The sequence below is a fragment of the Streptomyces sp. LUP30 genome (assembly GCF_001746365.1).
Taxonomy (GTDB): Bacteria; Actinomycetota; Actinomycetes; order Streptomycetales; family Streptomycetaceae; genus Streptomyces.
In genome coordinates this window covers 1-25,709 of the sequence record NZ_MJAJ01000048.1, presented here as the reverse complement: position 1 = coordinate 25,709, position 25,709 = coordinate 1, and the positions used below count along the sequence as shown (strand labels likewise).

At 73.9% G+C, this 25,709-nt stretch carries 22 protein-coding genes; 10 read left to right on the top strand and 12 right to left on the bottom strand.

Annotated elements, in window-relative coordinates:
• The first annotated feature begins 102 nt into the window (after window positions 1-102).
• The gene (locus tag BG482_RS30875; RefSeq protein WP_069772474.1) at window positions 103-2,358 is read left to right on the top strand and encodes a tetratricopeptide repeat protein; all 2,256 of its coding nucleotides are present in this window, start codon (window positions 103-105) and stop codon (window positions 2,356-2,358) included.
• Between the two features lie 318 nt (window positions 2,359-2,676).
• Window positions 2,677-3,723 carry a helix-turn-helix domain-containing protein gene (locus BG482_RS30870; protein ID WP_079142374.1) on the top strand — a complete coding sequence of 349 codons (1,047 nt, stop codon included), beginning with the start codon at window positions 2,677-2,679 and terminating at the stop codon, window positions 3,721-3,723.
• A 63-nt stretch (window positions 3,724-3,786) separates the two neighbouring features.
• Here the strand turns inward: BG482_RS30870 and BG482_RS30865 are convergent, their stop codons facing one another.
• From BG482_RS30865 to BG482_RS30855, 3 genes are all read right to left on the bottom strand, one after another.
• Window positions 3,787-4,176, bottom strand: coding sequence for a hypothetical protein (locus BG482_RS30865; RefSeq protein ID WP_079142372.1), 390 nt, complete (start codon window positions 4,174-4,176; stop codon window positions 3,787-3,789).
• Window positions 4,177-4,200: 24 nt separating this feature from the next.
• Window positions 4,201-4,809 carry a flavin reductase family protein gene (locus tag BG482_RS30860; protein WP_069772472.1) on the bottom strand — a complete coding sequence of 203 codons (609 nt, stop codon included), beginning with the start codon at window positions 4,807-4,809 and terminating at the stop codon, window positions 4,201-4,203.
• A gap of 102 nt (window positions 4,810-4,911) precedes the next feature.
• On the bottom strand, window positions 4,912-5,721 hold the full coding sequence (locus tag BG482_RS30855) for an anti-sigma factor antagonist (RefSeq protein ID WP_079142370.1): 810 nt from the start codon (window positions 5,719-5,721) through the stop codon (window positions 4,912-4,914).
• A gap of 125 nt (window positions 5,722-5,846) precedes the next feature.
• On the opposite strand from BG482_RS30855, the gene BG482_RS30850 reads away from it, so the two are divergent.
• Together BG482_RS30850 and BG482_RS45480 are read left to right on the top strand one after the other, a co-directional pair.
• Window positions 5,847-6,194, top strand: a complete 348-nt coding sequence (locus tag BG482_RS30850; protein ID WP_069772471.1) for a helix-turn-helix domain-containing protein — start codon at window positions 5,847-5,849, stop codon at window positions 6,192-6,194.
• A gap of 232 nt (window positions 6,195-6,426) precedes the next feature.
• On the top strand, window positions 6,427-8,370 hold the full coding sequence (locus tag BG482_RS45480; protein WP_256096532.1) for an NlpC/P60 family protein: 1,944 nt from the start codon (window positions 6,427-6,429) through the stop codon (window positions 8,368-8,370).
• 14 nt (window positions 8,371-8,384) lie between these two features.
• On the opposite strand, the gene BG482_RS44215 is transcribed toward BG482_RS45480, so the two are convergent.
• The gene (locus tag BG482_RS44215) at window positions 8,385-8,558 is read right to left on the bottom strand and encodes a hypothetical protein (protein WP_176741512.1); all 174 of its coding nucleotides are present in this window, start codon (window positions 8,556-8,558) and stop codon (window positions 8,385-8,387) included.
• A 150-nt stretch (window positions 8,559-8,708) separates the two neighbouring features.
• Here BG482_RS44215 and BG482_RS30840 point away from each other — a divergent pair, with 150 nt between their 5' ends.
• Window positions 8,709-9,365, top strand: a complete 657-nt coding sequence (locus BG482_RS30840) for a class I SAM-dependent methyltransferase (RefSeq protein WP_370745925.1) — start codon at window positions 8,709-8,711, stop codon at window positions 9,363-9,365.
• A gap of 34 nt (window positions 9,366-9,399) precedes the next feature.
• On the opposite strand, the gene BG482_RS30835 is transcribed toward BG482_RS30840, so the two are convergent.
• From BG482_RS30835 to BG482_RS30820, 4 genes are all read right to left on the bottom strand, one after another.
• Window positions 9,400-9,975 carry a phosphatase PAP2 family protein gene (locus BG482_RS30835; protein ID WP_069772470.1) on the bottom strand — a complete coding sequence of 192 codons (576 nt, stop codon included), beginning with the start codon at window positions 9,973-9,975 and terminating at the stop codon, window positions 9,400-9,402.
• Window positions 9,968-11,359: a diacylglycerol kinase family protein gene (locus tag BG482_RS30830; protein ID WP_370745923.1), complete on the bottom strand. Its 1,392-nt coding sequence runs from the start codon at window positions 11,357-11,359 to the stop codon at window positions 9,968-9,970. The genes BG482_RS30835 and BG482_RS30830 overlap by 8 nt, the downstream gene beginning before the upstream one ends.
• Before the next feature lie 201 nt (window positions 11,360-11,560).
• Window positions 11,561-13,663, bottom strand: coding sequence for a DUF1996 domain-containing protein (locus BG482_RS30825; RefSeq protein WP_069772505.1), 2,103 nt, complete (start codon window positions 13,661-13,663; stop codon window positions 11,561-11,563).
• 236 nt (window positions 13,664-13,899) lie between these two features.
• On the bottom strand, window positions 13,900-14,571 hold the full coding sequence (locus BG482_RS30820) for a hypothetical protein (protein WP_256096534.1): 672 nt from the start codon (window positions 14,569-14,571) through the stop codon (window positions 13,900-13,902).
• 393 nt (window positions 14,572-14,964) lie between these two features.
• On the opposite strand from BG482_RS30820, the gene BG482_RS30815 reads away from it, so the two are divergent.
• Window positions 14,965-15,513, top strand: a complete 549-nt coding sequence (locus BG482_RS30815; RefSeq protein ID WP_141746678.1) for a cupin domain-containing protein — start codon at window positions 14,965-14,967, stop codon at window positions 15,511-15,513.
• A 110-nt stretch (window positions 15,514-15,623) separates the two neighbouring features.
• On the opposite strand, the gene BG482_RS30810 is transcribed toward BG482_RS30815, so the two are convergent.
• The 3 genes from BG482_RS30810 to rpmG form a co-directional block, all read right to left on the bottom strand.
• Window positions 15,624-17,048 carry an alkaline phosphatase family protein gene (locus BG482_RS30810; protein WP_069772468.1) on the bottom strand — a complete coding sequence of 475 codons (1,425 nt, stop codon included), beginning with the start codon at window positions 17,046-17,048 and terminating at the stop codon, window positions 15,624-15,626.
• A 229-nt stretch (window positions 17,049-17,277) separates the two neighbouring features.
• A complete protein-coding gene (locus BG482_RS30805; protein ID WP_069772467.1) occupies window positions 17,278-17,814 on the bottom strand; it encodes a cysteine hydrolase family protein in 537 nt (178 codons plus the stop codon).
• Between the two features lie 119 nt (window positions 17,815-17,933).
• Window positions 17,934-18,098, bottom strand: a complete 165-nt coding sequence (gene rpmG / locus BG482_RS30800) for a 50S ribosomal protein L33 (RefSeq protein ID WP_069772466.1) — start codon at window positions 18,096-18,098, stop codon at window positions 17,934-17,936.
• A gap of 223 nt (window positions 18,099-18,321) precedes the next feature.
• Here rpmG and BG482_RS30795 point away from each other — a divergent pair, with 223 nt between their 5' ends.
• On the top strand, window positions 18,322-18,996 hold the full coding sequence (locus tag BG482_RS30795; protein ID WP_069772465.1) for a lipoprotein: 675 nt from the start codon (window positions 18,322-18,324) through the stop codon (window positions 18,994-18,996).
• Between the two features lie 18 nt (window positions 18,997-19,014).
• On the opposite strand, the gene BG482_RS30790 is transcribed toward BG482_RS30795, so the two are convergent.
• Window positions 19,015-19,863 (bottom strand): DUF72 domain-containing protein, encoded by an 849-nt coding sequence (locus BG482_RS30790; RefSeq protein WP_069772464.1) that lies wholly within the window; start codon window positions 19,861-19,863, stop codon window positions 19,015-19,017.
• Between the two features lie 118 nt (window positions 19,864-19,981).
• Here BG482_RS30790 and BG482_RS30785 point away from each other — a divergent pair, with 118 nt between their 5' ends.
• The 3 genes from BG482_RS30785 to BG482_RS30775 all read left to right on the top strand — a co-directional run.
• Window positions 19,982-22,600 carry a SpoIIE family protein phosphatase gene (locus BG482_RS30785; RefSeq protein ID WP_069772463.1) on the top strand — a complete coding sequence of 873 codons (2,619 nt, stop codon included), beginning with the start codon at window positions 19,982-19,984 and terminating at the stop codon, window positions 22,598-22,600.
• Window positions 22,601-22,667: 67 nt separating this feature from the next.
• The gene (locus tag BG482_RS30780; RefSeq protein ID WP_176741511.1) at window positions 22,668-25,364 is read left to right on the top strand and encodes a SpoIIE family protein phosphatase/ATP-binding protein; all 2,697 of its coding nucleotides are present in this window, start codon (window positions 22,668-22,670) and stop codon (window positions 25,362-25,364) included.
• A gap of 145 nt (window positions 25,365-25,509) precedes the next feature.
• Window positions 25,510-25,709 (top strand): FAD/NAD(P)-binding protein (locus BG482_RS30775; RefSeq protein ID WP_176741510.1); only part of this gene is annotated, 200 nt, incomplete at its 3' end.

Sequence of the window (25,709 nt, the reverse complement as noted above, 5' to 3'; positions counted from 1 at the left end):
GGATGGCGGTCGGCACGGACCTCGGCGGTCCGGTCCTTCTAGAATCCCGATGATCATGTTCGGGGGCGTCGGCAGGGAGCATGACGAGCCGAAGGGGCGGGGTTGAGCGGGGAGCGGGCGGCGTTCGGGGCGCTGCTGCGGGAGCTGCGGTTGTCGGCCTCGCAGACCATCGAGGGTCTGGCCGAGGCGTCGGGCGTGAGTGTGCGGGGCATCGGGGATCTGGAGCGGGGACGGCGGGCGGCGCCGCAGCGGCGGACGGTCGCCGCGCTCGCGGACGGCCTCGGCCTGGACGAGGCGCTGCGGGAGCGGCTCCTCACGGCGGCGCGGGCCGGGCGCCCCCGGGGCTACAGCCCGGCGGGCGTGCGCGCGTTCCCGCGGGGCGTCGACGACTTCGTGGGCCGGGGCCGGGAGCTGGCACGGCTCGCGGTACTCGCGGGGCGCGAGGCCGCCGTGCAGCCGGTGGCGGTGGCGGTGTCCGGGGCGCCGGGGGCGGGCAAGACGACGCTGGCGCTGCACGCGGCCCGCGATCTCGCCGACCTCTTCCCGGACGGGCAGTTGGTCCTGGACCTGCGGGGCACGCACGACGAGCGGCCCGGTCCCGGCGAGCTCGTGCTCAGCGTGCTCAGGGCGCTCCAGGTGTCCGACCGGGACCTCGCCCAGGCCGGCCCGGAAGGGCATGGCGCCCTGTACCGGCAGCTGTTGGCCGAGCGGCGTTGTCTGCTGATCCTGGACGACGCCCGGGACGAGGGGCAGGTGCGGCCGCTGCTGCCGGCCGCGGGGGCGAGCATGGTGGTGGTGACGAGCCGTCGCATGCTGACCGGGCTGGACAGCGTGCACCGGCTGCCGCTCGGGGAGCTGCACCCCACCGAGGCCGCCGAGTTGCTGGCCTCGCTCGTCGGGGCCGAGCGGGCGGCCGCCGATCCGGAAGCCCTCGCCGAAGTCGCCGCACGCTGCGGCCATCTGCCTCTCGCGCTGCGGGTGGCCGGCAACTGGCTGGCCACCCGCTCCGGTTGGACCGTCCGTCGGCTCGCGGACCGGCTCGCCGACGAGGAGCGGCGCCTGCACGCGCTCCAGGCCGGCGATGTGCGCGTCGCGGCCGCCTTCGATCTGTCCTACCGTCGGCTGACCCCCTCGGCCGCCCGGTTGTTCCGGCGCCTGGCGCTGGTCCCAGGAGCGGACACCGGCGCCCCGGGAGCCGCACAGCTCACCGGTCAGCCGCTGTTCGACGCCGAGGACACGCTGGAGGAACTGGTCGAGGCAGGGCTGCTGGGCGCGAGCGGGGACCGCTACCGGCTCCACGACCTGCTGCGGCTGTACGCGCGCAGCCGGCTCGACGCCGAGGAGAGCGCTCGGGACGCCGACCTGGCCCGCAGGGCGCTGTATCGCTGGCTGCTGGAGACCACGGTGGTGGCGGGGCGCTGGTTCGAGCCGGACCACGGGCCGCCTCCCGCGGCCTGGCAGGGCAGCGTCGACCTGTCGAGCGCGGACCGGGCGCGGGCCTGGCTCCAGGCGGAGGGCGACGGCTGGCTGGCCGCGCTGCGCGCCGCCGTGACCGCGGGCGAGCACGCGACCGTGGTGGAGGTGGCCGAGGCCCTGCACTGGTTCTCCGACCAGTGGATCTTCTGGGGTCACTGGCCCGAGGTCTTCGGCGCTGCCGCGCACAGCGCGCAGGCGCTGGGCGACCCGCTCCTGGAGGCGACCCATCTCAACTACCACGCGTGGGCGCTGCTCGTCTGCGAGGACCGCCCCCATGACAGCCTCGACCGGTCCGCCGAGGCGCTGGCCGCCGCGGAGCGCGCCGCCGATCCGCGACAGCGGGCCTGGGGGCACATCTACCGCAGCTCGGCCCTGCGCCGGATCGGCGACCATGTCACGGCCGCCGGTCACATGTACCGGGCCGCCCCTCTGTTCGAGGCCGTCGGTGACCTGCCGGGCAGTCTGCAGGCCCAGCACGGGCACGGCATCCTTCTGCAGAACTCCGGCAGGCCGGAGGAGGCGCTCGCCTCGTACCGCGACACCCTGGCCTTCCTGGACCGGGCCGGTGACCGGATCCCGTCGCACATCGCCGACTTCGCCCGGGGACAACTGCACGCGGCCATGGGCGCCTGTCATGCCGCGAAGGAGCGGTGGACGGCGGCCGTCGACTTCCTGACGACCGCCGTGACGATCTCCCGGGGGAGCGGGAACGCCGCCCTGGAGAGCCGCTATCTCGTCTCCCTGGCCGAGGCGCTGCTGTCCGCCGGACGGCCGGCCGAGGCCCGCGAGGCGCTCGCCCGCTGTCTCTCGCTCGGTCTCGACGCCGACCCCCGGCGCGTCGCCGAGGCCCGCGAACTCCTCGCCCGTCTCGAGGCGCCCTGACCGGGCCCGCCGGCCCCCTCAGTCGCCGCGAACCGGGGACGGACGAGCCCAAGCCACGACGGACGAGCCACGCCACGACGGGCGAGGCCTCCGCCGTGCCGCCCATCCTGGTCCCGGAGCCCGCGTCGCGTCTTGTCTCCTGGCGCACCGCGCTGTTCCCCGAGCGCACGACGGACGGCGCAGTCGGCGGCGTCGGCGTTTCTGCCTGCTTCCTGCCTGGCGCCGGTCCCGAAGCGCTGCTTGGCTGACCGCGGCGGGGAGAACGGGCCGCCGTCCGACGCTCTCCGCCGGTTCCGCACGGCTGGAGAGGAGGGCCAGGTGGCCCTGGTGCTGACGACCGCTTCGGTTCCCGACGGGGAGCGACTCGCCTACTGGCGGGACGCGTTGGGCCGGGCGCTCGTGCCGACGGCCGTCACCGTGCCGGGCGACGGCCCGTTCGAGGCCCGCCTCCGCACCGAGCGGCTGGGGTGTCTGCGGGTCTCCACCGTCGACGCCGACGCGCACCGCCTGAGACGCACGCCCGCGCACATCGCCGACGAGCGCGCGGGCGCCGACGCGGGCGGCGCGAGCGGCGCGGACTACGTGGCCGTGGGCGTCCAGCGGACGGGCACCGCCACGCTGATCCAGGACGGCCGGCGTTCCGTCGTCGAGGAGGGCGACCTCTTCGTCCACGACACGGCGCGGCCGTACTCCCTGGACTTTCCGGGGCGCTTCACCGCACACGTGGTGCACATGCCACGGCGGGCGGTGGCCGTGCCCGAGGAAGAGCTGCGGCAGGTGACGGGGACCGCGATCGGCGGCGGGGACGGCGTCGGAGCTCTGCTGGCGAACTTCCTGACCTCGTTGACCGCCTCGGTCCCCCGCTGCGCACCGGCCGTCGCCGCCCGGCTGGCCACGGGTGTCGTGGACCTCTTCGCCACGCTGGTCGACGAGCGGACCCGACGGCCGTCCGCCGTCGGGGCCGACGCGGCGGACCCTCTCGTGGAACGCGTGCGCGATCACATCGACCGCAGTCTCGGCGATCCGGACCTCTCCCCGCAGTCCCTGGCGGCGGCACACCACATCTCGGTGCGCTATCTGCACCGGCTGTTCGAGGGCGAGGGCGTCACGGTCGCCCGGCTGATCCAGCAGCGCCGCCTGGAACGGTGCGCCCGGGAACTGGCCCGGGCCGACGCCACCGCCGCCACGGTGTCCGCGGTGGCCCAGCGATGGGGTTTCGCCAATCCGGCGCATTTCAGCCGGGTCTTCCGCGCCGCGTACGGGCTCTCCCCCCGCGAGTGGCGACGGGCGGAAGGCTTCGCGGTTCCCGACGGGGGTCCCGGTCCAGGCACACTCGGCCCGCGGTCATCGGCGGCGTCGGCCTGATCGAGGACGGCGCGCGCCTGGCCCGCGCGGACCGGGTGAACGGCGGCCGGGCCCTCCCCCACGTCAGCGCGTGGAGCGGCCTCGGCCCGAGGACCACGTGTACAGCAGGACCGCCGCGGCGACCGTGGCCGCCGCGCCGGCCGCACGGACGCCGCCGCGGGAGCGCCAGGACAGCACGGAGCCGGCCGAACGGGCGGACAGCACAGAGCCCGCGCTGAGCCAGGAGCCCACCGAGGCCACGGACGCGGCGGAGCCGACGGAGCCCACCGAGAGGAAGCTGCCCACGGAGCCCACCGAGAGGAAGCTGCCGGCGGAGCCCACCGAGAGGCAGCTGCCCACGGAGCCGACCGAGAGGAACGAGCCGACCGAGCCGACCGACAGCGCCGAGTCGCCCGACCACAGGGAACGCCCGGTACCCGCGGCGCCCTCGCACTTCGTCACAGCTCTACTCATGCTCCGAGCATAGGACCGGAGGACTCAGGACGGCGGCCAGTCGCGGTAGGGGATGCGTGCGAGGTCGCGGACCTCACCGACGGCGCCCCATTCGTCGCGGCCCAGCCGGGACAGCGGCCGCAGCCGCCGGATGTCGGGATGGCCGTCGACGAGCACGTCCTCCTGCACGGCGGCGTGCACGACCTCGCCCAGGACCAGCGTGGAGTTGCCGATGCGCACGGTCGAGTGGAGCGTGCACTCCAGGGCGACCGGCGAGGCGGCCACGCGTGGTGGTCCCACCCGCAGCGAGGGCTCCCGCTCGATGCCGACGGCGTCGAACTCGCCCTGGTGTGCGGGGAAGTCGACACCGGTGGCGTTGATCTGCTCGAAGAGCTGCTCGGGCGCGAGGTTGACCACGAACTCGCCGGTGGCCTCGGCGTTGCGCAGCGTGTCCTTGCGTCCGACGGAGGTGAACTGGACGATCGGCGGGTCGGTGCAGGCGACGGTGAAGAACGAGTGGGGGGCGAGGTTGGCGGTGGCTCCGTCGGCCGTCAGGGTCGACACCCAGGCGATCGGCCGGGGTACGACGACGGCGGTGAGCAGGCGGTAGAAGGCGCTCGCGCCGAGGGCCCCGGGATCGTAGTCAACGCGCATGCGGCCAGTTCTACCGGAAGCGGGCCGCGGCGCCGACGTCGGCCCCGGGCGGCGGGCGGCGGGCGGCGGGCGGCGGGCGGCGGGCGGCGGGCGGCGGGCGGGTCAGCCTTCGGTCCGGTCGGTCCCGCCGTCCAGGGCGGCCGCGGCCGCCTCCGACCTGACCGTGGCGGCCGCCGCTGCCACCTCCTCGTGCGCTGCGCCCGCCGGCTGCCCGCCCTGCACGGCACCGACCAGGTCCTGGGCGAGGCGGTGCAGGGGGACGCCGGCGTTCTGCGAGGCCAGGGCCAGCACCCGCCATGCCTCCTCGACGCCCAGGCCGAAGGAGGCCATGACGATGCCTCGGGCGAGGTCGATCACCGGGCGGGTCTGCAGGGCGCGCCGCAGACGCACGACCTCGACGCGCAGGTCGTGCACGACGCCTTCGCCGGGGGCGTCGGCCCGCCGGCCGACGGCAGCGGCGGCGGTCGGACCGGGAGCGCCGTCGGTGGGGCCGGGAGCATCGTCGTGGGGGCCGGGGGCGTCGAACAGCGTGCCGGTGCCGGTCAGTTCCAGCAGGCGCCCCACCGCCCGGCTCACCGTGTGCACGACGATCGTCTTGCCCTCGTCCAGGCCGCGCTCCCGCGCACCGAGCAGCACGTTCAGGGCGGAGCAGTCGCAGAAGGCGACTCCGTCGAGTTCGAGGTCGATCCCGCCGACCGCGGCGCCGAGAGCTCCGTGCAGAGCTCGCTCCAGCTGTTCGGTCGAGTCCAGATCGAGTTCGCCCCGGACCGTGACGACTACGCGGTCCCTCTCGAAACGGGCGCGGATCACGGGACCGGCGGCCGTCCGACGAGGACGGGCGGCGCGGCGCGTCTCCGCTGCCGAACGGGCATCCACGCCTCCGGCGTTCGCGTCATGGGCAGGTTCCGGCATGCCCGCCTCCCCGGTCACTCCACATGTCACCACCAGGGTCACCCCGCCTCGGTCACACGTCAACCAATACACGAAACGAAGTTCCGGTCTTTGTATACGTGAAACCTTGGACATAGGATTGCCTCATGGAAGGGGTGCCCGAGTCACACAACGGATGGACGTTCCTGACCAACCACGCGCGCGTGCTCGCCGTCATCGCGGACGACAACAGCGCCCGCATCCGGGACATCGCCGCGCACTGCCGGCTCACCGAGCGGGCCGTGCAGAAGATCATCGCGGACCTGGAACAGGACGGCTACCTGTCCCACACCAGGGAAGGGCGCGGCAACATCTACCGGATCGAGCCCGACAGGGTGCTGCGCCACCCCGCCGAGGCGGGACTGAGCGTGGCCGCGCTGCTCTCCCTGCTCGCCCAGGACGAGGCGGCCCGCAGCCGCGGCCCCGCGACCGGGACGAGTCGCCGACGACCGTGACCGGCGCGACCGTACCCCTCGGACCAGCGGCGCGACGGCGGGCGAGAGACGAAGGTCACGACTACGTATCGGACATTTAAGACCTCAATCTTCACGCCAGGCACACAAGTTGGCTAAGTTGACGCCAGGCCGTTCGACTGCCCTTCAGGGCAGGGGGCTTGAGGCGCCCGCAACAGGGGTCGCCCGGATTCCGCCGCCCACGGCGACGGAGCACGGAAGGAGAACGTCTTCCATGGCGACGGATCGCAGCCCGCGCTCCCCAGGCAGCAGCGACGAGCCGAGTCGGGCGGAGATCCAGCAGCGGGTCAACTCGCTCTACGACCGCGCCGAGAGCGACACGGGCAACTACAACGCGACACGCGCGATGTCGGGCCGCTCGCGCAGGACGGCCGGCTCGGTCGCCGACAGCGGACGCCGCTCGTCCGACGCCTCGCTCGACGCGGTGGCCAGGCAGTGGTTCGACCGCGCTCGCGACCGGGTCGGGCCCACCGTCCCCGCCGTGCTGCCGACCGACCGGCTGCCGGCCCCGGCGCCCCGGTCCGCCGGCACGTCGGAACGCCCCGGCGACAGCGCCGTGGTGCGTGAGCTGGAGGCCGCCGTACGACGGGTTCCCGAGCTCACCGGACGCGCGGTCGCCGCGCTGCCCGCGGTGCCCGAGCCCCGTCAGGGCGAGCCCAAGGCGCTCGCGCCCGCCCCGGCCGCCCTCCCTGCCCTTCCGGCCGGGCCCGCCGCCTCCGCCCCGGCCGCCGCCGCGCCCGCGGACCGGCAGGCCTCGCTCAAGGACACCAAGGAGCGCAACGGGCGGAAGCTCATGGCGGCCCGGGACATCCTGACCCGCGCCCTCGCCCGCCCCACGCCGGCCCTGCCCGCCCCTGCTCCGGTCGCGGCAGCGGCTCCCACGGCCGTCCTGCCGGTGGTCGACGCGCAACCGGCCGAGGCCCAGCCGGTTCAGCAGCCCTGGGACACCGCCGAACAGCAGGCGTTCCGGGCGGAGATCACGGCGGCGTGGGCGGGACGGCCGACCGCCGCCGGCACCGCCGCGCCCGCCGGCGCGGACGCCATCCTCACCACCACGGGCCAACTCGGCATCGTCACACCGTCGTCGGGCTTCGCCGCCCAGGCGACCGACCTCGGCGCGCAGGCGTCGGGCTTCGCCACGGCCGCATCGGGCTTCGCCGCACCGGCGTCGGGCCTCGCGGCGCCCGAGGCCGCCCTCGTCGTGCCCGCCCCCGCCCCCGCCCCGGCTCCTGACCAGCTCGGGTCGGAACCCGGCTTCACCGCGCCGCCGTCCGGCTATCCCCTGCCGGAGATCGGCCTGCGCGCGCGGGAGTCCGGCATCCTGACGCCCGACGCCGGGACCGGCGGCCTCACGGTCACGACGGGCTACCCGGTTCCCGAACCGGCCCTCGGCGCCGCCCTGTCCGCCGGCGCCGCCCCGTCCGGCTACGTCATGCCCGACTTCGGCCTCCCCACGACGGACCTGGGCATCCAGGCGCCCGGCGTCGACGCGTTCACGGCCGTCCCCGGTCCCCAGGCCTCCGGTCCGGGTGTCGCCGCACCGCCGCTCGGCCCTACGGCGGCCGGACTCCCCCTCACGGCAACGGAGTCCGGCTTCTCCGTGCCCGCCGGGGCGTCCGCCCCGAGCCAGGTCGCCGCCGCACCGGTCGTCACGGCCCCCGCATGGGACGTGGTGACGGTCGGGGGCGGGTACCCGGTCGCCGTCGGTCCGACGGCCCCCGCCGCCCCGCTTCCGGCCGCCGTCCCGCCCGTCGTGGCCCCGGCCGACGTGACGTCCCGCACGACGGGCACGGCCTACCTGCGGAAGGCGGACAAGGCGCTCGCCTTCGCCCGGGCCCAGGTGGGCAGGCCCTGCGTGTGGGGAGCGACGGGGCCCGAGTCCTACGACTGCTCCAGCCTCACCCAGGCCGCCTGGCGGGCCGCCGGGGTGACCCTGCCGCGGACCGCCATCGACCAGGCGAAGGCGTTCACCCGGGTCAGCCTCGCCGATCTGCGCCCGGGCGACCTCGTCTTCTTCTTCGACGACCTCAGCCACACGGGACTGTGCACGGGTGACGGCATGATGATCCACGCGCCGGGTCCGGGGGCGTCCATCCGCGAGGAGGCGATCCTCCCGTTCGGGGAGGGTGCGCTGCGCGGAGCCGTTCGGCCCGCCTGAGGGGGCCTGCCCCCTCAGCGCATCGCGGAGTCGGCCCGCGCCTGAGCCCGTCTGGCGTTGTTGTAGGCGCGCAGGAGGAGTTTGGAGACGGCGCAGGGCGACGCGTCGAAGTGACACTGACGGCAGGTGCGCGCATGCTCCTCGTACGCGGCGCGGGACTCCTGCAGAGCGTCCTCGGGAGTGGTCATGGGGGTCCTCCGAACGGAACGACGGTTGCCTTGGGGCGTGGCTACTCGCGAGTAGCTTCCACGTCCAGAGGATTGGATCATGTTACTTACGGTAGTGAAAAACGCGTGAGCGAAACCGCACGTCACGACAGGGGGACCGACTTGACCGACTTGACCGGCTTGACGGACGACGACGGACGGCGCGCGGCGCGGGTCTTCGACGCGCTGGGGCCCGCGTACGAGACGGCATTCGCGCACTCGGAGGCGCACCGCAGGTCGCTGGAGTGGCTGCTCGGGCGGCTCACGCCCCGCAGCCGCGTGCTGGACGTCGGAAGCGGGACCGGGCGGCCGACCGCCGAGACCCTGGCCGGGGCGGGGCACGAGGTGCTGGGCGTCGACGTCTCCCCCGTCATGGTGGAGCTGGCCGCCCGGCAGGTGCCCGAGGCGGAGTTCCGCTGCGTGGACGCACGTGAACTCCCGCTGGCCGAGAGCTCGTGGGACGCCGTCTGCGTCTACTTCTCGCTGTTGCAGCTGGACCGCGCGCAGCAGGCCGACCTGATCGGCAGACTGGCGCGGGCACTGCGGCCCGGGGGCAGTCTGGTGCTGGCGACCGTGCCGCTCGACGTCGAGGGCGTCGACGCCGTCTTCATGGGGCAGCCCGTGCGGGTGACCAGTTTCGCCGGCGAGGCGCTCGTCGACCTGGTCACCCGGGCGGGTCTGACCGTGCTGGCCGAGGAGCACGTGCTGTTCACCCCCGACCACCCCGAGGCGGTGCCCGAGCCACACCTGTTCCTGCACTGCGGCCGCCCCGAGGCGGCGGACGGGTAGGCGAGCGGGCGGCGGGCCCGGACGGCGGCCCCGCTCAGTTCCTCGCCGCGTGCGCGGCGAGCGCCACGACCAGCGCCGCCGAGCCCGTGCCCAGCAGGGCGCCGGCCACCACGTCACCGGGGTAGTGCACGCCGGTGTGGACCCGCGAGTAGCCCACCGCGCAGGCCAGCAGCCCCAGCGGGACGGCGGTCACCGGCAGGGTGGGGCCCACGGCGGCCGCGAACGCCACGGCCGAGGCGGTGTGGCCGGACGGGAACGACGCCGAGTGCGGCATCGGCACGTGCCGTCCCGGGAACGGCGAGTCCTCGGCACGGTGCGGACGCGGACGGCGCACCAGCTTCTTGCCGAGCAGGTTGGCGGACGCCGAGGCCACGCCGATGGCGGCGACGCCGAGCACCGCGGCCCGGCGCGGGCGTCCCCCGCACAGGGACAGTGCCGCGGCCACCGTGAAGGACAGCTTGGAGTGGTCGGCTGCGGCCGACAGCCGGCGCAGAGCGGTGTCCAGGGTGGGCGTCCTGGTCACGGTGACCGCCTCGTACAGGGCCTGGTCCAGCGTGACGAGGTCACTGACCAGACTCCGGGCGGAAAGCTTCGGGCGGCGGTCAGACATCGTAGGCCTCCTTGACGGTGCGGGGGTCGGGACGGCCGAGCGCGAGGCGGAGGACCCGCCGCCAGTCGACCGTGGGGGGAGCGTAGGCGGCGCCGGGACGGTGCCGGGGCACCCGGACACGCAGCGCGGCGGGCCGTACCGTGCAGACGACGGGGGTGGCCAGTTCGAGAGCCTCGCCGTCGACGGCCACCGCGATGCGCTCCCGGTCGGCCTCGACGACGACGCGCCGGGAGGTCACCGAGGTGATGCCGCCCGCGCGCTCGCCGAACAGCGCGATCTCGGCGGCCTGGGCCGCGCCCTCCACGCGGACGCCGATCACTCCGAGCAGGCCGGCGTCCAGCCGGGGGCGACGGCCGCCGCCCAGCGGATCGGCGCGGGCGTAGGCGTTGTTGCTGACCAGAAGAGCCTGCGGGGCGTGCAGCTCGGTGTCGTCCGCACGCACGTGCAGGACCGGGGCGGCGTCTCCCTGGAGCAGGTCCGGAAGGTGATCCAGGGCGGTCGCGGCTTTGGCGTCGCGGTAGTCGGGGCTCTGCACTATCTCCGCGTACGCCCCGAAGGAGACGGTGTTGACGAAGGCGCGTCCGCCGACGTCACCGAGGTCCACGCGCAGCTCGACGCCGTTGGTGAGGGCGTCCAGGCTGCGCACCGGATCGGTGCGGTCGAGGCCGAGGTCCATCGCGAAGTGGTTGCGGGTTCCGGCGGCGACCACCAGGAAGGGCACGTCGTGTTCGGCGGCCACGGCCGCGACCAGCGCCTGGGTGCCGTCGCCGCCCGCCACGCCGAGCAGGTCCGCGCCCCCGGCGACGGCCCGGCGGGCCTCCTCCGCCGGGTCGGTGTAGGTGTCGTCGGCCCCGAGCACGACCACCCGGGCGCCGAGCGCCTCGGCGCGTTCGACGAGACGGTGCTTGACCACCTTGCCGCCGCCCGAGCGGACGTTCATGATCAGCACCGGCCGGCGCGGCGGCGGGGTCCGACGGCCGTGCGTGCCCTTGGGGCGGCGCACGCTGCGCAGCGAGGCACGGGCCGAGGCCAGCGCGCCCGCCCACAGAGCCAGCGCGCCCACCGCCACCGGCCACAGACCGGACAGCGCGTACATCACCATGACGCCCACGGGCGCGGTCGCGGCCAGCAGAGCACCGAACAGCCGGGCGCCGCCCCGGTGCGCCAGCATCCACCACACGCCGGCCCCGGCCACGGCGAGCAGTGCGAACCCGGACAGCAGGATCAGCCAGCCGCCCGCCCCCGCGCCCGCCAGCACCACCGCCGCACATCCGGCGACCAGCAGCACCGCGAGCCGGGCCCAGCCTCGCGCGCGGGCGACGGCGTCCAGGTGCGCCGGGCCGACGTGCGGCAGCGCCCATTTCGTCCTACGTGTCTCGTTCACCGTGCGCCCGCCATGCTCCGTGGCTCCCTGTTGTGCGTCGACAGCGCCAACGATCTCGATCAATTGTCCATGGCACGGCGACCTGACGTGACCGTGCTCCCGCCGTCGAGGACGCCGGTGCGGAGTCGGGTTCCCCGAAGGGAGCACACGAAGAGGGGCCCGTCGGCAGTCCGACGGGCCCCGTGGTCGTGCGCTCGGAGCTCAGGTGCGCCGGGTGCTGCGGCGCAGGACGACGAAGCCGCCGATCACCAGCAGGGCTCCCAGCGCCCCGGGCCACAGGTTGGCGCCGGTCTCGGCGAGGCCGCCCTGGACCGCCTGGGGCTCGGTCCCGCCGACGATCGCGCCGGAGCCGGTGTCGGCCGGGGGCTCCGACCCACTGGAAGAGGGAGTGGGCGCGGGGGCGGGGGCGGCGGCGGACGCCGGAGCGCTCGCGGGGGCGGTCGCGGGGGCGCCGATCTCACCGCCCGAAGCGGCGGCGGGCGCCGACACGGGCGCCGGGGCGGCCGCCTTGGGCGAGGGCTTCGAGTAGACGCGCGGCTCGGTGGCCGCGCTCGCGGACGCCCGGGGGGACTCGGGAGCCTGGGACTGCTGCGCGCCCCCTTGCGAACCGTTGTCCTCGTTACCGCCGCCGGTACCGCCGCCGTTGCCGGAACCGTTGTTGCCGCCGTTGCCGGAACCGTTGCCCGCGGTGCCGTTGTCGCCGGTGTTTCCGGAACCGCTGTCACCGCCGTTGGCGTTACCGGTGTTCCCGGAACCGTTTCCGTCGCTGTTGCCGTTTCCGGTGTTTCCGGTGTTTCCGGTGTTTCCGGAACCGCTGTCACCGCCGTTGCCGTTGCCGCCGCCGTCGCCCGGCTTCGTGCCCGCGCCGCAGGTACGGCCACCGTTGATGCAGTCGACCATCTCCCGCATCAGGTTGTCGTCGAAGACGTTGATGAAGTCGCCGTGGTCCGTCACCGGCTTGTGCAACTGCTCGGGGAAGGAGTCCACCGCGAACAGCGGAGTCGTCTTGCCGCCGTCCTGGAGGCTCGGCGCGTCGACGTCGTACACGATCCGCTGGACCAGCTGCGGCACTGCCTTGAAGCCGTTCGGGCAGCTGCCGTCGGCGCCGGCGAAGGCCACGTGGGTGCGGTGGTTGGCGCTGTCGATGTTGGCGCCGTCCCAGCAGCTCTGGAAGCGGAAGGTGCGCACCACGTCGCTGCCGGCCGGGCAGAGCGGGTACTTGTCCTTGAGCTGACGGTCCTCGAACCCGGTGCAGCTCCACGACGCGTTGGCGTTGGCCGTGCCGTTGACGAAGGCCTTGGCGTCGCCGGTGATGATGCGCAGCAGCCGGGGCATGGCGGTGACCTGGGAGCGCGGGTTGCCGACGAAGGTCAGCGTGACGTCCTTGGCCGTGACGATCTTGCCGGCGTTGCCCTCGACTCCGCCGCCGGGGCTCCCCGCGTCCCGTTCCTGAGCGCCGTTCTGCAGCCGCAGCACGGGCCAGTAGTAGGTCGACCTGTCGCCCTGGTCCACGCAGCTCGTCTCGGCCTTCGCCAGATCGCCGTCGGAGGCGAAGGCGTTGTTGGACTGGTTGCCGATGTAGTCGTGGAAGTGATGGGCGCCGTTGGAGACGCCCGGTGCGACGATCACGTTGTCCGAGTTGAACAGCCCGTTGGCGTTGACTCCGCAGCTGCTGGTGAAGGTTCCGCGGGAGGGACCGGACGCGGGGTCCGACGTCTGCTGCGAGGGCTGGACGGACTTGATGTCCGCGTAGTCCGCGGCGACCGGCCCGTTGCCGGCCTGTCCGCCGTTGCCCTGCTGTCCGTCGCCCTGCTGACCGTCGCCGCCCTGCTGACCGCCGCCGTTCCGACCGTCGTCGCCGTTCTGGCTCTGATCGCCGTTCTGGTTCTCGTCACCGTTGCCGTCGGCGCCGCCGTCGGCCTGGTCGTCGTTGGCGCGCAGGGAACAGGCGGCGAGGGCCTCGAGGCCCTCCGGACGGTCGCCGACCCGGTCGATGGCGACCGCGATGCGCTCGATCGTCGCGCCGCGCTTCTCCTTCAGCGGGTTCATGACCGCGTTGTCCGCGAAACCGGCGTCCTGGCGCACGGCCTGGGCCGACTCCTGCAGTTGACGGTAGGCCGCGGCGATCTGCTCGTCGAGTCGGGCCAGTTCGCGGTCGACCTCGGCGGACGCCCCGTCCGGCACGCTGGTCAGCTTGCTCCCGACGTCCGGACAGTCGACGGTGACGGCGCTGTTTCCGGCCCGTCGGGTCGAGTTGCCGTCGGAGCCGTCCTCGGTGGCCGAGGCATACACGTTCGCCGCCATCAGGCCGCCGCCGCCCAGCATCAGCGCCGCAGCCAGGAAGGTCGCGCGTCGTCCGCCCGTCGGGCGTCTGCGCCTGTTCTGAACCAAGGAGTGCTCCTACGCGTCGTGGGCGGCCATGGACAGGAAATCCCCCGGCCCTATACGCGACCGGACACCGAAGTGTTCAACCGCACCACGAATTCATAGCAACATCTCAGGCAAGCCTGGTGACCCGCCCCTTCGAAGCTGACACCGGGTCATCCCGTCGGCGGGTCGAAGGACAGGGACAGCACCCGCCTCCTCCGACCGGCGCGCTCGTGCAGCAGGCCCATGACGGCGGCCGCGGCCACCGCGATCAGATGCTCGCGTCCGGCGAGGTTCGGTGCGGCTATCGACTCGAGCACCATCGAGCCGCCGGTGAGCGTGAACACGATGGGCGCGCGGCGGACGACCGAGAGGTAGGTGAACAGTCCGACGACGGCCGCGGAGGGGCCGGTGTCGAGCACCTGGCCGGCCTCGGGCGGCAGGCCGAAGCCCCACCAGCCGGGCCCCATCGCCAGCATCACCCGTACCGAGAGGGTGCCCGCCAGGGTCGACGCGTAGGCGACGAGCAGGGTCCGGCGGCGGCCCAGGGCGAGCTCGGCCAGGGCGAAGGCGAGGAAGAGCTGGGTGATGCCGGCCCAGACCGGCAGATCGAGCGCGGGGACGTAGAGGGAGACCGGGGTGCGCAGCAGCGTCAGCCACAGAGGCAGGTCGCCCTGGACCCCGCCGACGGCTCGCACGGCCGTCTCGCCCGCGGGGTGCTGGGCCAGGGCATGGAAGAAGATCACGCCGAGGCACGCCACGACGGCCAGCACCAGCGCCCCCGGGCCGCGGCGGCGCAGCTGCCGCAGCGGGTCGACCACGATGCCGTACCACTCGCCGCGCAGGGTCCGGCCGACGAACCGGGCGGCGCGGGAGAGCGCACCGCCGTGCGGCGCGCCCCGGCCGCCGGCGAGGCGCTGCTCCACGGCGCGGCCGTCTCCGGCGCGGTCCTCGCGGGCACGGCCTTGCAGGGCACGGTCCTTCCCGGCAGGGTCTTCTCCGGCGCGGTCGCGAGGCCGTTCCACTTCGGGACGCAGGATGCTCAAGGTCTCCCCCACACACTCGTCGCGCGATGTTTCGTGCGAGTCACGCTCTGGAGGACGCAAAGACGCCCCGGGAGGCTTACTCCCGCGTGGGCCATCTCCCTCACATTGCGGACCGGAACGGCGCGGGCACGACCGGTGAGCCCCTGACTCCCGGTCACGTGGTGGTAACTCAGGTGGGCTACTGTCACTTCCGTGGAACGCACTGACCAGCGGAACATGACCCCGGCCAGGTTACGTCGCCCGGTGGGCCCGACCGGCCCCGGCGCCCTCGCCTCCCTCGTCCCGAGCGACCGCCGCGTGACCCGCCGGCCGCCCGCGGACGCCAGGCCCACCGTCGAGCCCGGGCACTGCGCGGGCGCCGGCCCCCGCGCGGAGCCGGGGCCGGTGCTGCTCGCCGACGGCCTCCTCACCGAGCGCCTCTCACTGGCCGTGCCTCAGGACACCAGGGTCGTCGTCACGGACTACGAGATTCCGCCGGGCGGATCGCTGCCCTGGCACTACCACGAGGGACGGGTGGTGGCCGTGGTCACGGCGGGCGTGCTGACGCGGACCCTGTCGGACGGTTCCGAGTGCGTGACGCCCGCCGGCGGATGCATCGTCGAACCGGTCGGCCCGCAGGGCGTGCACATGGCGGAGAACCGGGAGCCGGACCCGCTGCGGATCTGCGCCCTCTTCTTCCTCCCGCAGGGCGCTGCGTTGTCTACGCGCGCAGAACCCCCGGACGCGGTCACCCGCGGCTGACCGGTGCGTCCACCGCCGCGGCCGAAACGAGCCGGTGGTTTTCGGCGGGCCGCGCCGTCCGGAGATCGGTGGCCCGGCGGCGCGGCCCGAGCTCGACGGCCCCGCCCGGATCAGGTCTGCGGCCGTCGGCCCGGCTCCTGGGAGGGGAACGTCTGCTCGGCGCCGGGCAGCGCCGGCGCGGGCAGCGTCGCGACCTCCTCCTGTGCCTTGAGCAGCTGCTCGGCCGTGCCGTCGGGCAGCGCCGGCGCGAGCGGCTGGGCCGACTCGAAGCGGAAGGCCGAGGTGAGGTCGCCGAAGGCGCCACGCCGCCAGGCGCTGATGTTGGGCTCCTCGACGCCGGTCAGTCTTTCGAGGAACCGCAGGGCGGAGGTGTGGTCGAAGGCCTCGGAGGCCACCCAGCCGCCCACGGTCCAGGGCGAGACGATGATCGCCGGGACCCGGAAGCCGCCCCCGATCGGCAGCCCGGCGACGAATTCTCCGGGGGCGCCGGCCGGCGGGGTCGGCGGCGGCACGTGGTCGAACAGTCCGTCGTTCTCGTCGTAGTTCAGGATGAACGCGGTCTTGGCCCAGACGGCCGGGTCGGCCGCGATGGCCTCGATCTTGGAGGCGACGAACGCCGCGCCGGCCGCCGGCAGGAAGTCGGGGTGCTCCGACTGGTGCCCGGGCGGGATGATCCAGGACACCGTCGGCAGCCGGTCGTTGCGGGCGTCGTCCTCGAAGGCGCCCTCGGGCTGGGGGCGTACGCCGCGCTCGTACAGATCGGAGCCCGGCAGGGCGTCCTGGAACGCGGCGAACTGCTCCAGCAGGTTGCAGCCGTAGTCGTCCTGCTGCTGGTACACCTTCCAGCTCACCCCGGCCGCCTGGAGCCGTTCCGCGTATGTCGTCCAACTGAACGGCGTCGGCGCGGCGTTGCGGATGACGGGGCCGCCCTCGTCTCCGTCCGGGTCGATGCTGCCGGTCATCCACATCAGGCGGTTGGGCCAGGTCGGGCCGAGGACCGAGCAGAAGTAGTGGTCGCAGACGGTGAAGGTGTCGGCCAGGGCGAAGTGGAACGGGATGTCCTCGCGCGTGTAGTACCCCATGACATACGGGCCGTTCGCGCCGTCGGCCGTGCGGTGCGCCGGCAGCCAGCGGTCCATCCGGCCGCCGTTCCAGGCCTCGTGCTGCACCGACCAGGCGTGACTGGTGGACGGGATGGCCTGGGCGCTGGAGGTGCGGGTGTCCAGGTGGAAGGGGAGGAGGTGACCCCTCGGGTTCTCGGGGTCGGGCTGGTGGAATACGGAACGCCCGGTGTCGAGGGTGAGCGCTTCGGGGTCGGCGAAACCGCGCACCCCGGACAGGGTGCCGAAGTAGTGGTCGAACGAACGGTTCTCCTGCATCAGCAGGACGACGTGTTCGACGTCGGCGAGCGACCCGCGACTGGGCTGTCCGGCCGCGACGGCCTTCTGGACGCTCGGCGGGAGGAGGGAGACGGCCGCGGCGCCCAGCGCGCCCGCGGCCGAGCCCAGGAGTCTGCGGCGGGTCAACTCGGCCATGTGTCGTGCCCCTTGCTGCGCGGAGAAGTCGATGGGAAGGCCGGCCCGTGCCCCGCACGGGGCGGGGCACCGCTCGCTGCGGTGCTGTGCGGGTGTCCGTCGGAGCCGGTGCGGCGCCGGTCCGTCGGAGCCCGTGCGGCGCGGGTGTCCGTCAGAGCCGGTGCGGCGTGGGTCCGTCGGAGCCTGTGCGGCGTGGGTGTCCGTCAGAGCCGGTGCGGTGCGCGGGCGTTCACGGCCACAGCTCCGCGCTGTCGCACACCCGGGCGCCCATGTTGCGTTCCATCATCTCCAGGGCGGCGTCCGCGAGATCGGGGTGGATATGGGCGACGGCGTCACGGGGGACGGTCACCTCGAAGTGCCGGATGTGGGCGTCGAGGGCCGAGTACAGGACGCACTGCTCGGTGACCTGCCCGCACAGGACGAGGTGGCCGACGCCCTCCTGGTCGAGCAGGTAGGACAGCGGGGTCTCGAAGAAGACCGAATGGCGTGCCTTGACGACGAACAGCGATGCCTCGTCGGGGCGCAGCGGGTCGACGAGGTCGGCGTGCGGGCCCGCCAGGGCCGTGTCGAGGAGTTCGCCGTGGTGCGAGCGCCACTGGCCGAAGTTGTCGTTGACGTAGACGACGGGAACGTCGGCGCGGCGGGCCCGGTCGAGGAGACCGGCGGCAACCGGGACCACCCTGCGGGCCGACGGCAGGAGCAGGTCGGCGTCGGGATGGTCGTAGGTGTTGATCATGTCGATGACGATCAGCGCGGTCTTGCTCATGCCGCTATGGGTTCCCTGTCGGACGCGAATATGACGGCACATCACTCGTCCGCGTCAGCGGGCGGCCGGGGTCCCGTCCCGGAACCCCGGCCGCCCTGCCCAGGTCGGGCCGTCAGGGCCTACCTCTCCTCGCGGAAGGAGACGTGCCGGCCGGCGACGGGGTCGTACTTGCGCAGGACCAGTCGGTCGGCGTCGTTGCGACGGTTCTTCCGTGTCACATAGGCGACGCCGGTTCCGGCGGTCGACCTCAGGGTGACGACGGGGCGCGCTGTGCTGCGGGCCATGGGAATCTCCTTTCACCGACTCGCACCGATTGAGCGGTGCATGCCAGTCAGGCGGTTCAACACGGGGGACGTCCGGCGCATTCCCTGGTTCCCGGGCCGTGGGCCGGGCGGGAAATCTCGGTGGCGCGGGCCATGCCCCTCTCGGTTACAGTGCTCCGCCGGTATCGCACCGGCGGCGAGAGGAGACTCAGCGGTGCGCCGTGGGGTGGGGAATGTACGGAACGTGCGGAACGTGCGGCAAGGACTGACGCTGGCAGCCGTGTTGACGGGGCTGCTGACGGGATGCGCGGCCGCGGAGGACGACACGGACAGCGCGTCGGGCAGGGCCGGGGCCTCTGCCGGGACATCGACCGGGACGAACGCGAAGGTGGCCGCGCGCGGAGGGTCCGTAGGGGCCTCCGGGTCCGCCTGCGAGCTTCCGGTCGTCTTCGACGTCGCGGAGTTCTGGAAGGCCAAGGCGGTCGACGCCGAGGAGGCGTCCGCCGCCACCGGCGACCTGGCCGATCTCGCCGACGCGCTGCTGCGCCAGGGGCCCGTCACCATGGCGTGCGAGATCGACGCCAAGCCCGCGGGGAAGATCGGGTTCCTGCGCGTGTGGACCGGCGAGCCGGGCGACGCCGACGCGCGCACCGTGCTGAAGGGCTTCGTCACCGCCGAGAAGGGGGCGAGCAAGGCCGTGTACCGCACGTTCACGTCGGGCGACGTCACGGGCGCCGAGGTCGAGTACGTCACCACGAGCGAGCTCCTGAAGGAGAGCAAGACGGAGCACGCGCTCGCCGTCAGCACCCCCAAGGGTCCCGTGGTGCTGCACCTCGGCGGGATGGACACCCAGGAGCACGAGGCGATGCTCCCGGCGTACGAGCTCGCCAAGAGCACCCTGCACGTCAGCGCCGGCTGACGGGCGCCGCCCGCCCGGTCAGTCGTCGAGCAGCTCGCGCATCCTCGTGGCGGCGCGTACGGCGGCGTCCCCGCAGCAGTTGTTGAACAGCACATGCACCTGCTCGGTCCGCCGGGCGAGCTCTCGCACCCTCGGTGTCCATTCGGCCAGTTCGGCGTCGGCGTACTCGTGCCGGAACCGGTCCTCCTTGCTGCCGCTGCCCCAGGCCTTGCTGCGTCCGTGCAGCCGGACGACGGCCAGCCGCCCGCAGGTGACGGGCGTGACGGGCGGTATCGCCGACGCCAGGGACTGCTCCATGTCGACGGCGACGGCGGCGAACCCGTGGGACCGCAACAGGTCGGCGGTGATCCGGCACTGGTCGGCGCCCTGCCACCACTGCGGATGCCGGAACTCCACACAGACCGGCCAGCCCGCGGTGCGCTCGGCGCACTGCGCCAGGAACGCGCGGGCGCGCACGCCGGGGCGGAACCACGGCGGGAACTGGAAGAGGACCGCGCCCAGCCGGCCCGTCTCCCGCAAGGGTTCGATGCCGTCCGTGAATCTGCGCCACACCTCGTCCAGCGCCTTCGGACCGCGCACGTCGTCGGGCAGCCCGGGCGGCAGCACCGCGGACCGGGTGGGGTGCCCGGTCAGCAGGGAGAAGGCCTTCACGTCGAACACGAAGTCCTCCGGGGTCCGCTGTGTCCACAGCAGGCTCGTACGCTCCGTGGGCAGCGCGTAGTACGTCGCGTCGACCTCGACGACCGGGAAGCGTTCGGCGTAGTGACGCAACCGGCCCTCCGCGTCGCGCCGGCCGGGGGGATACCAGCCGCTGGAGACCAGCGCCCGGTCCGTCCATGAGCACGCGCCCACCAGAATCTCACCCATGGCGGGGCGGATACCCCGCCCGGAGCGGTTCTCCCGGGCCATCCGGGGATGCACATCCGGCCGGGTGTGGCGCATTCTTGCTGTGTCGCCCACGCGCGGCACGGACGAGGTAGGGCCGATGACTGGGAGCGCCGGGAACGAGCGGAAGACGTCCGGACCGCCGCCCGCGCTGCTCACCGGGGCCGTGGCGGAGGCGCTGCGGGCCGCGGACGGCAGCGCCGGGGGCGTGTACCTGTGCTCCGGCACGCCCGGTCTGCTGCGGCTGGCCGTCCTGACGGGGCTCCCCGGGCCCCTGTTCCGCCCCTGGTGGCGGGTGAACGTCGACAGGCCCTTCCCGGTGACCGAGGTGCACCGTACGGGCGTCCCGGTGGTGCTGGCGAACGCCGCGGAGGCGATGCGCCGTTATCCGCAGTTCGCCGCCGGTCTGCCGTTCCAGTTCGGTTCCCTGCACGTGCCCGTCGCGGCGGACGGCCGCTCCTTCGGGGTGCTGACCGTCCTCGGCAGGGCCGTCGCCGACGCGGCGGAGGTGCTGGCCGACCGGGAGCGGCTGACGGCCGTGGCCGACAGCCTGGGAGCGGCCCTCCTGCGGCTGGAAGCGGACGGCCGGGCCGTCACCTGGGACGACGAGCCGCTGTGCGTGCGACCGCCGGTCGCGGGACCTGCCCCCGGGCGCGTCGGGCGGTTCTCCTGGGACCCGGCGACCGGCGCCGTCGCCGTGGACGAGCACGCGCGCGGCCTGCTCGGTCTGCCCGGTGACGAGTTCACCGGCACGCTGGACGCGCTGGTCCGGGCCGTCGACGCGACGGACGCCCTGCGGTTGCCCGGCCTGTTCCACCGGACGGCCCGGGGACGCCCGCCGCCGCTGCCGGTCCGGCTGCGCACCGTCGAGGGCGCTCTGCGGCTGCTGGAGCTCTGGGAGGAGTCGGGGGCGAAGAGCCCGGCCGACGCCCCCGACGGGCCGTTTCCCGTCGCCGGTGTCCTCCTCGACCCCGGACCCGGCGCCCTCGCCGACGGGGCCGCCGACCTGCTTCCGGAGGGCGTCTTCTGCCTGGACCGGATGGGGTTCGTCGTCTACGCCAATCCCCGGGCCGGCCGGCTCCTGGGCGTGCCGCGCGATCTGCTGGTCGGCCGGTCGCTGTGGGAATCCGTGCCGTGGCTGAACCAGCCCACCTACGAGGAGCATCTGCGGGGCGTCCTGCTGGCGCCCGAACCGACGCACTTCCATGTGCGGCGCCCGGCCACCGCCGACCGGCCCTCGGACGAGCTTCTCTATGAGGGGGACTGGCTGCGTGTCTCGCTGTACCCCGGAGCCGACCTCGTCACCTGCACAGCGGTCCCGGCGAACCGGGTGCCGGACGACGCGGCTCCCGAGCCCGCGGACACCGACGCTCACGCGCCCGACGCCGCCGCGTCGACCGCTCCCTTCTACCGGCCCATCGTGCTGGCCATCGCGCTGACGGAGGCGGTCACCGCCCGGCAGGTGTCGGCGGTGGTGATGCAGGAGCTGCTGCCCGCGTTCGGGAGCCGCATGCTGGCCATCTACCTGCTCCAGGAGCGGCATCTGTACCTGGCGTGGGAGTCCGGCTTCCCCGAGGGCTTCCTCGCGCCCTTCGAAGGGGTGGGCCTGGAGGCCCGGCTGCCGGGGGTGGAGACGCTCACCACGGGCCGCCCCCTCTTCTTCGACTCGATGCAGCAGCTGGCGGCCGCCTATCCCGGCATCGAGCTCGACGCGGAGGAGGGCGCCCGGGCCTTCCTTCCGCTGATCGCCTCCGGCCGGCCGGTCGGTTCGTGCATCCTCGGCTTCGACCGCTCCCGGAGCTTCGGCTCCGAGGAACGCACGGTGCTCACCGCGCTCGCCGGACTGATCGCCCACGCGATGGAGAAGGCCCAGCGCTACGACACGGAAGCCGCTCTCGCCCGCGGGCTCCAGCAGGCACTGCTCCCCCGGCGGCTGTCCCAGCACCCGCGTGTGGAGACCGCCGGCCGCTACCTGCCGGGCACCGAGGGCATGGACGTGGGCGGGGACTGGTACGACGTCGTGGAGGCCGGGGACGGCCTCGCCCTGGTCATCGGGGACGTGCAGGGGCACGGGGTGCAGGCGGCGGCCACCATGGGTCAGCTGCGCAGCGCGGTGCGGGCGTTCGCGCTGTCCGACCGGCCCCCGCAGGAGGTCATGGGCGGCACGAACCATCTGCTCATCGACCTCGACCCGGGCCAGTTCGCCAGCTGCTGCTACGTCCGGCTGGATCCGGCCACGGGCCTGGCCCGAGCCGCCCGCGCCGGGCACCTGCCGCCGCTGCTGCGCCACCCCGACGGGCGAACCGAGGTGGTGGAGCTGCCCGGCGGAGTGGTCCTCGGCGTGGACCCACGAGCCCATTACCCGGTCACCGAACTCCGGCTGGAGCCGGGCGCGATCCTCGCCCTGTACACGGACGGGCTGGTCGAGCGGCCCGGCCACGACATCGACGAGGGCATCACCACGCTGTGCAGGGCCCTGGCCGAGGCCGGCGGGCCGGGGACGGGTTCCCCCGGCCGGGCCGAGGGCCGCGCGCGGGCTTCGGCGCCCGGAGCCGACGCTCTCGCCGCGGGCGTCGAGGGCGCGCCCGGTCGGCCCCTCGGGACCGTCGCCGACCGGCTCACCGCACTGGCCCGGCAGTCCGCGGACCGGCCCGACGACATCGCCCTGCTCCTGGCCACCCGGCGCGACGGCCGAAAAGATCACCCGGGGCGAGCATGAGGGGCGCGTCCTGTGACCCTGTGTGACGCCTCTCGCCTCATCCGGCCGGGCAGTGTAGACATGGCACATGGTCCGACTCCTGGGGCGCTCGGATGCCCGGCCGGCCCGTCGTCCCCGGGACCCGGGGGCCCGGCGTACGCCCGAGTCCACACTCGGCGGGCGCAGTCTCGCCGCGCAGGTGTTCGTCCTGCAGGTGGTCATCGTGCTGCTGCTGGTGGTGGCCGGCGTGGTGGCGCTGCTGCTCCAGGTGCGGCACGACACCACCCAGGAGGCACGTAACCGGTCCGTGGCCGTCGCGCAGACGTTCGCCAACTCGCCGGGCATGGTCGCGGCGCTGAACAGCCCGGATCCCACGGCGATCCTGCAGCCCCGGGCCGAGGCGGCCCGCAAGGCCTCGGACATGGACTTCATCGTCGTCATGAACACCGACGGCATCCGCTACACCCACCCCAAACCGGACCGCATCGGGAAGAAGTTCGTCGGGACCATCCAGCCCGCGCTGGACGGCGGAGTCGTGGTCGAGGAGGTCGACGGGACGATCGGCCGGCTCGTCCAGGCCGTGGTGCCGGTGCGGGCAGCCGACGGGAAGGTGGTCGGACTGGTGTCGTCCGGCATCACCACGGCCCACGTCGGCGGCACGGCCGACCGTCAGCTCCCCCTGCTGCTGGCCAGCGCCGCCGTCGCCCTGGCCCTGGCCCTGGCGAGCACGGCCCTGGTCAGCCGACGGCTGCTGCGCCAGACCCATGGCCTCGGGCCGCGCGAGATGACCCGCATGTACGAGCACCACGACGCGGTGCTGCACGCCGTGCGCGAAGGCGTGATCATCGTCGGCGGCGAGGGCGACCTGCTGCTCGCCAACGACGAGGCGCAGCGCCTGCTCGACCTGCCCCCGGACGCCGAACGCCGGCAGGTTCTCGACCTGGGGCTGGACCGGGACACCGCCGAACTGCTGGCCTCCGGACGGATGGTCACCGACGAGGTGCACCTGGTCGGGGACCGGCTGCTGGCGATCAACCAGCGGCCCACCGATCTGGCGGGCGGGCCGGCGGGCAGCGTCGCCACCCTGCGCGACTCCACGGAACTGCGCGCCCTGTCGGGCCGGGCGGAGGCGGCGCGCGAGCGCCTCGACATGCTGTACGCGGCCGGGGTGGGCATCGGGACGAGCCTGGACGTGGCCCGTACCGCCGAGGAGCTGACGGAGCTGGCCGTGCCGAGGTTCGCGGACTTCGCCACCGTCGACCTCTTCGACGCCGTGCTGGACGGCGAGGAGCCGGAGGCGCGGGGCGCGCTGCGGCGCACGGCGATGAGCGCGATCCGCAAGGGAGTGCCGCTGTACGCGGTGGGCGAGCGGATCCGGTTCGTGGACAGCTCGCCGCAGGCCCGCAGCCTGCGCGAGGCCCGTGCCGTCCTGGAGGCCCGTCTCACCCATGCGCCGGGCTGGCGCGCCCAGGACCTCGAACGCACCGAGCAGATCGTGGAGTTCGGCATCCACTCGCTGATCACCGTGCCCGTGCGGACGGGCGCCCTGACGCTGGGGGTGGTCAGCTTCTGGCGCTCGGAACGGCCCGACCCGTTCGACCCGGACGAGGTCGTGCTCGCGGAGGAGCTCGTGGCGCGGGCCGCGATCTCCATCGACAACGCGCGCCGCTTCACGCGTGAGCACGGGATGGCCGTCACGTTGCAGCGCAGCCTGCTGCCGCGCACCCTGCCGGAGCAGAACGCCCTGGACATCGCGTACCGGTACCTGCCGGCGCAGGCGGGCGTGGGCGGCGACTGGTTCGACGTGCTGCCCCTGTCAGGGGCCCGGGTCGCGCTGGTGGTGGGCGACGTGGTGGGCCACGGGCTGCACGCGGCGGCGACCATGGGCCGGCTGCGCACCGCGGTCCACAACTTCTCCGCCCTGGACCTGGCCCCGGAGGAACTCCTCGGACTGCTCGACGAGTTGGTGGCCCGCATCGACCAGGACGAGACGGACGACAGCGCCAACGCGCCGGTGTCCGGGGCGACCTGCCTGTACGCCATCTACGACCCGGTCTCCCGGCGCTGCACGATCTCCCGCGCCGGCCATCCGCCGCCGGCGCTGGTCCACCCCGACGGCCGGGTCGAGTACCTCGAGGTGCCCGCCGGGCTCCCGCTCGGGCTGGGCGGGCTGCCGTTCGAGACGGTGGAGACTGAACTGGCCGAGGGCAGCCGGCTGGTGCTGTACACCGACGGGCTGGTCGAGGACCGGGAACGAGACATCGACACCGGTCTGGAGCTGTTGCGAGGCGCCTTGGAGCGAGGCGCCGGGGGTTCGCCGGAGCAGATCTGCCAGGGCGTCCTGGGCGACCTGCTGCCGGCCCGTCCGAACGACGACATCGCGCTGATCGTCGCGCACACCCGGGCGCTGGGCGCCGACCGGGTCGCCGAGTGGGACGTGCCGGTGGATCCGGCGGCGGTCGGCGAGGTGCGGGCGGCGGTGGTCCGGCAGCTGGCGCGCTGGGACCTGGAGGAACTGTCGTTCACGACGGAGCTGATCCTCAGCGAGCTGGTGACCAACGCGATCCGTTACGGCAGCGCGCCCGTGGGCGTGCGGCTGCTGCGCGACCGCACCCTGATCTGCGAGGTCTCCGACAGCAGCAGCACCTCGCCGCATCTGCGGTACGCGGCCATGACCGACGAGGGCGGGCGCGGGCTGTTCCTCGTGGCGCAGCTCACCGATCGCTGGGGCACCCGCTACACGCCCAAGGGCAAGGTCATCTGGGCCGAACAGCCCCTGCCGTGAGGGCGGTCGACCGTCGCGCCGGTCGACCGCACCGGTCATAAGTGATGGTTATGAGTCCATAGACCGGACCCGCGTACCGGGTTAGGCATGCCTCAGTTTAGGCTTCCCCCGAGTCGATCCATCGCCACTCGAAGGGAACCTGATCATGCCCCGCCCCCTGCGGGTAGCCATTGTCGGAGCCGGCCCCGCCGGGATCTACGCCGCCGACGCGCTGCTCAAGTCCGCCGTGGCCGCCGACCCGGGTGTCTCCGTCGACCTCTTCGAGCGCATGCCGGCCCCGTTCGGCCTGATCCGTTACGGCGTCGCCCCGGACCACCCGCGCATCAAGGGCATCATCACGGCCCT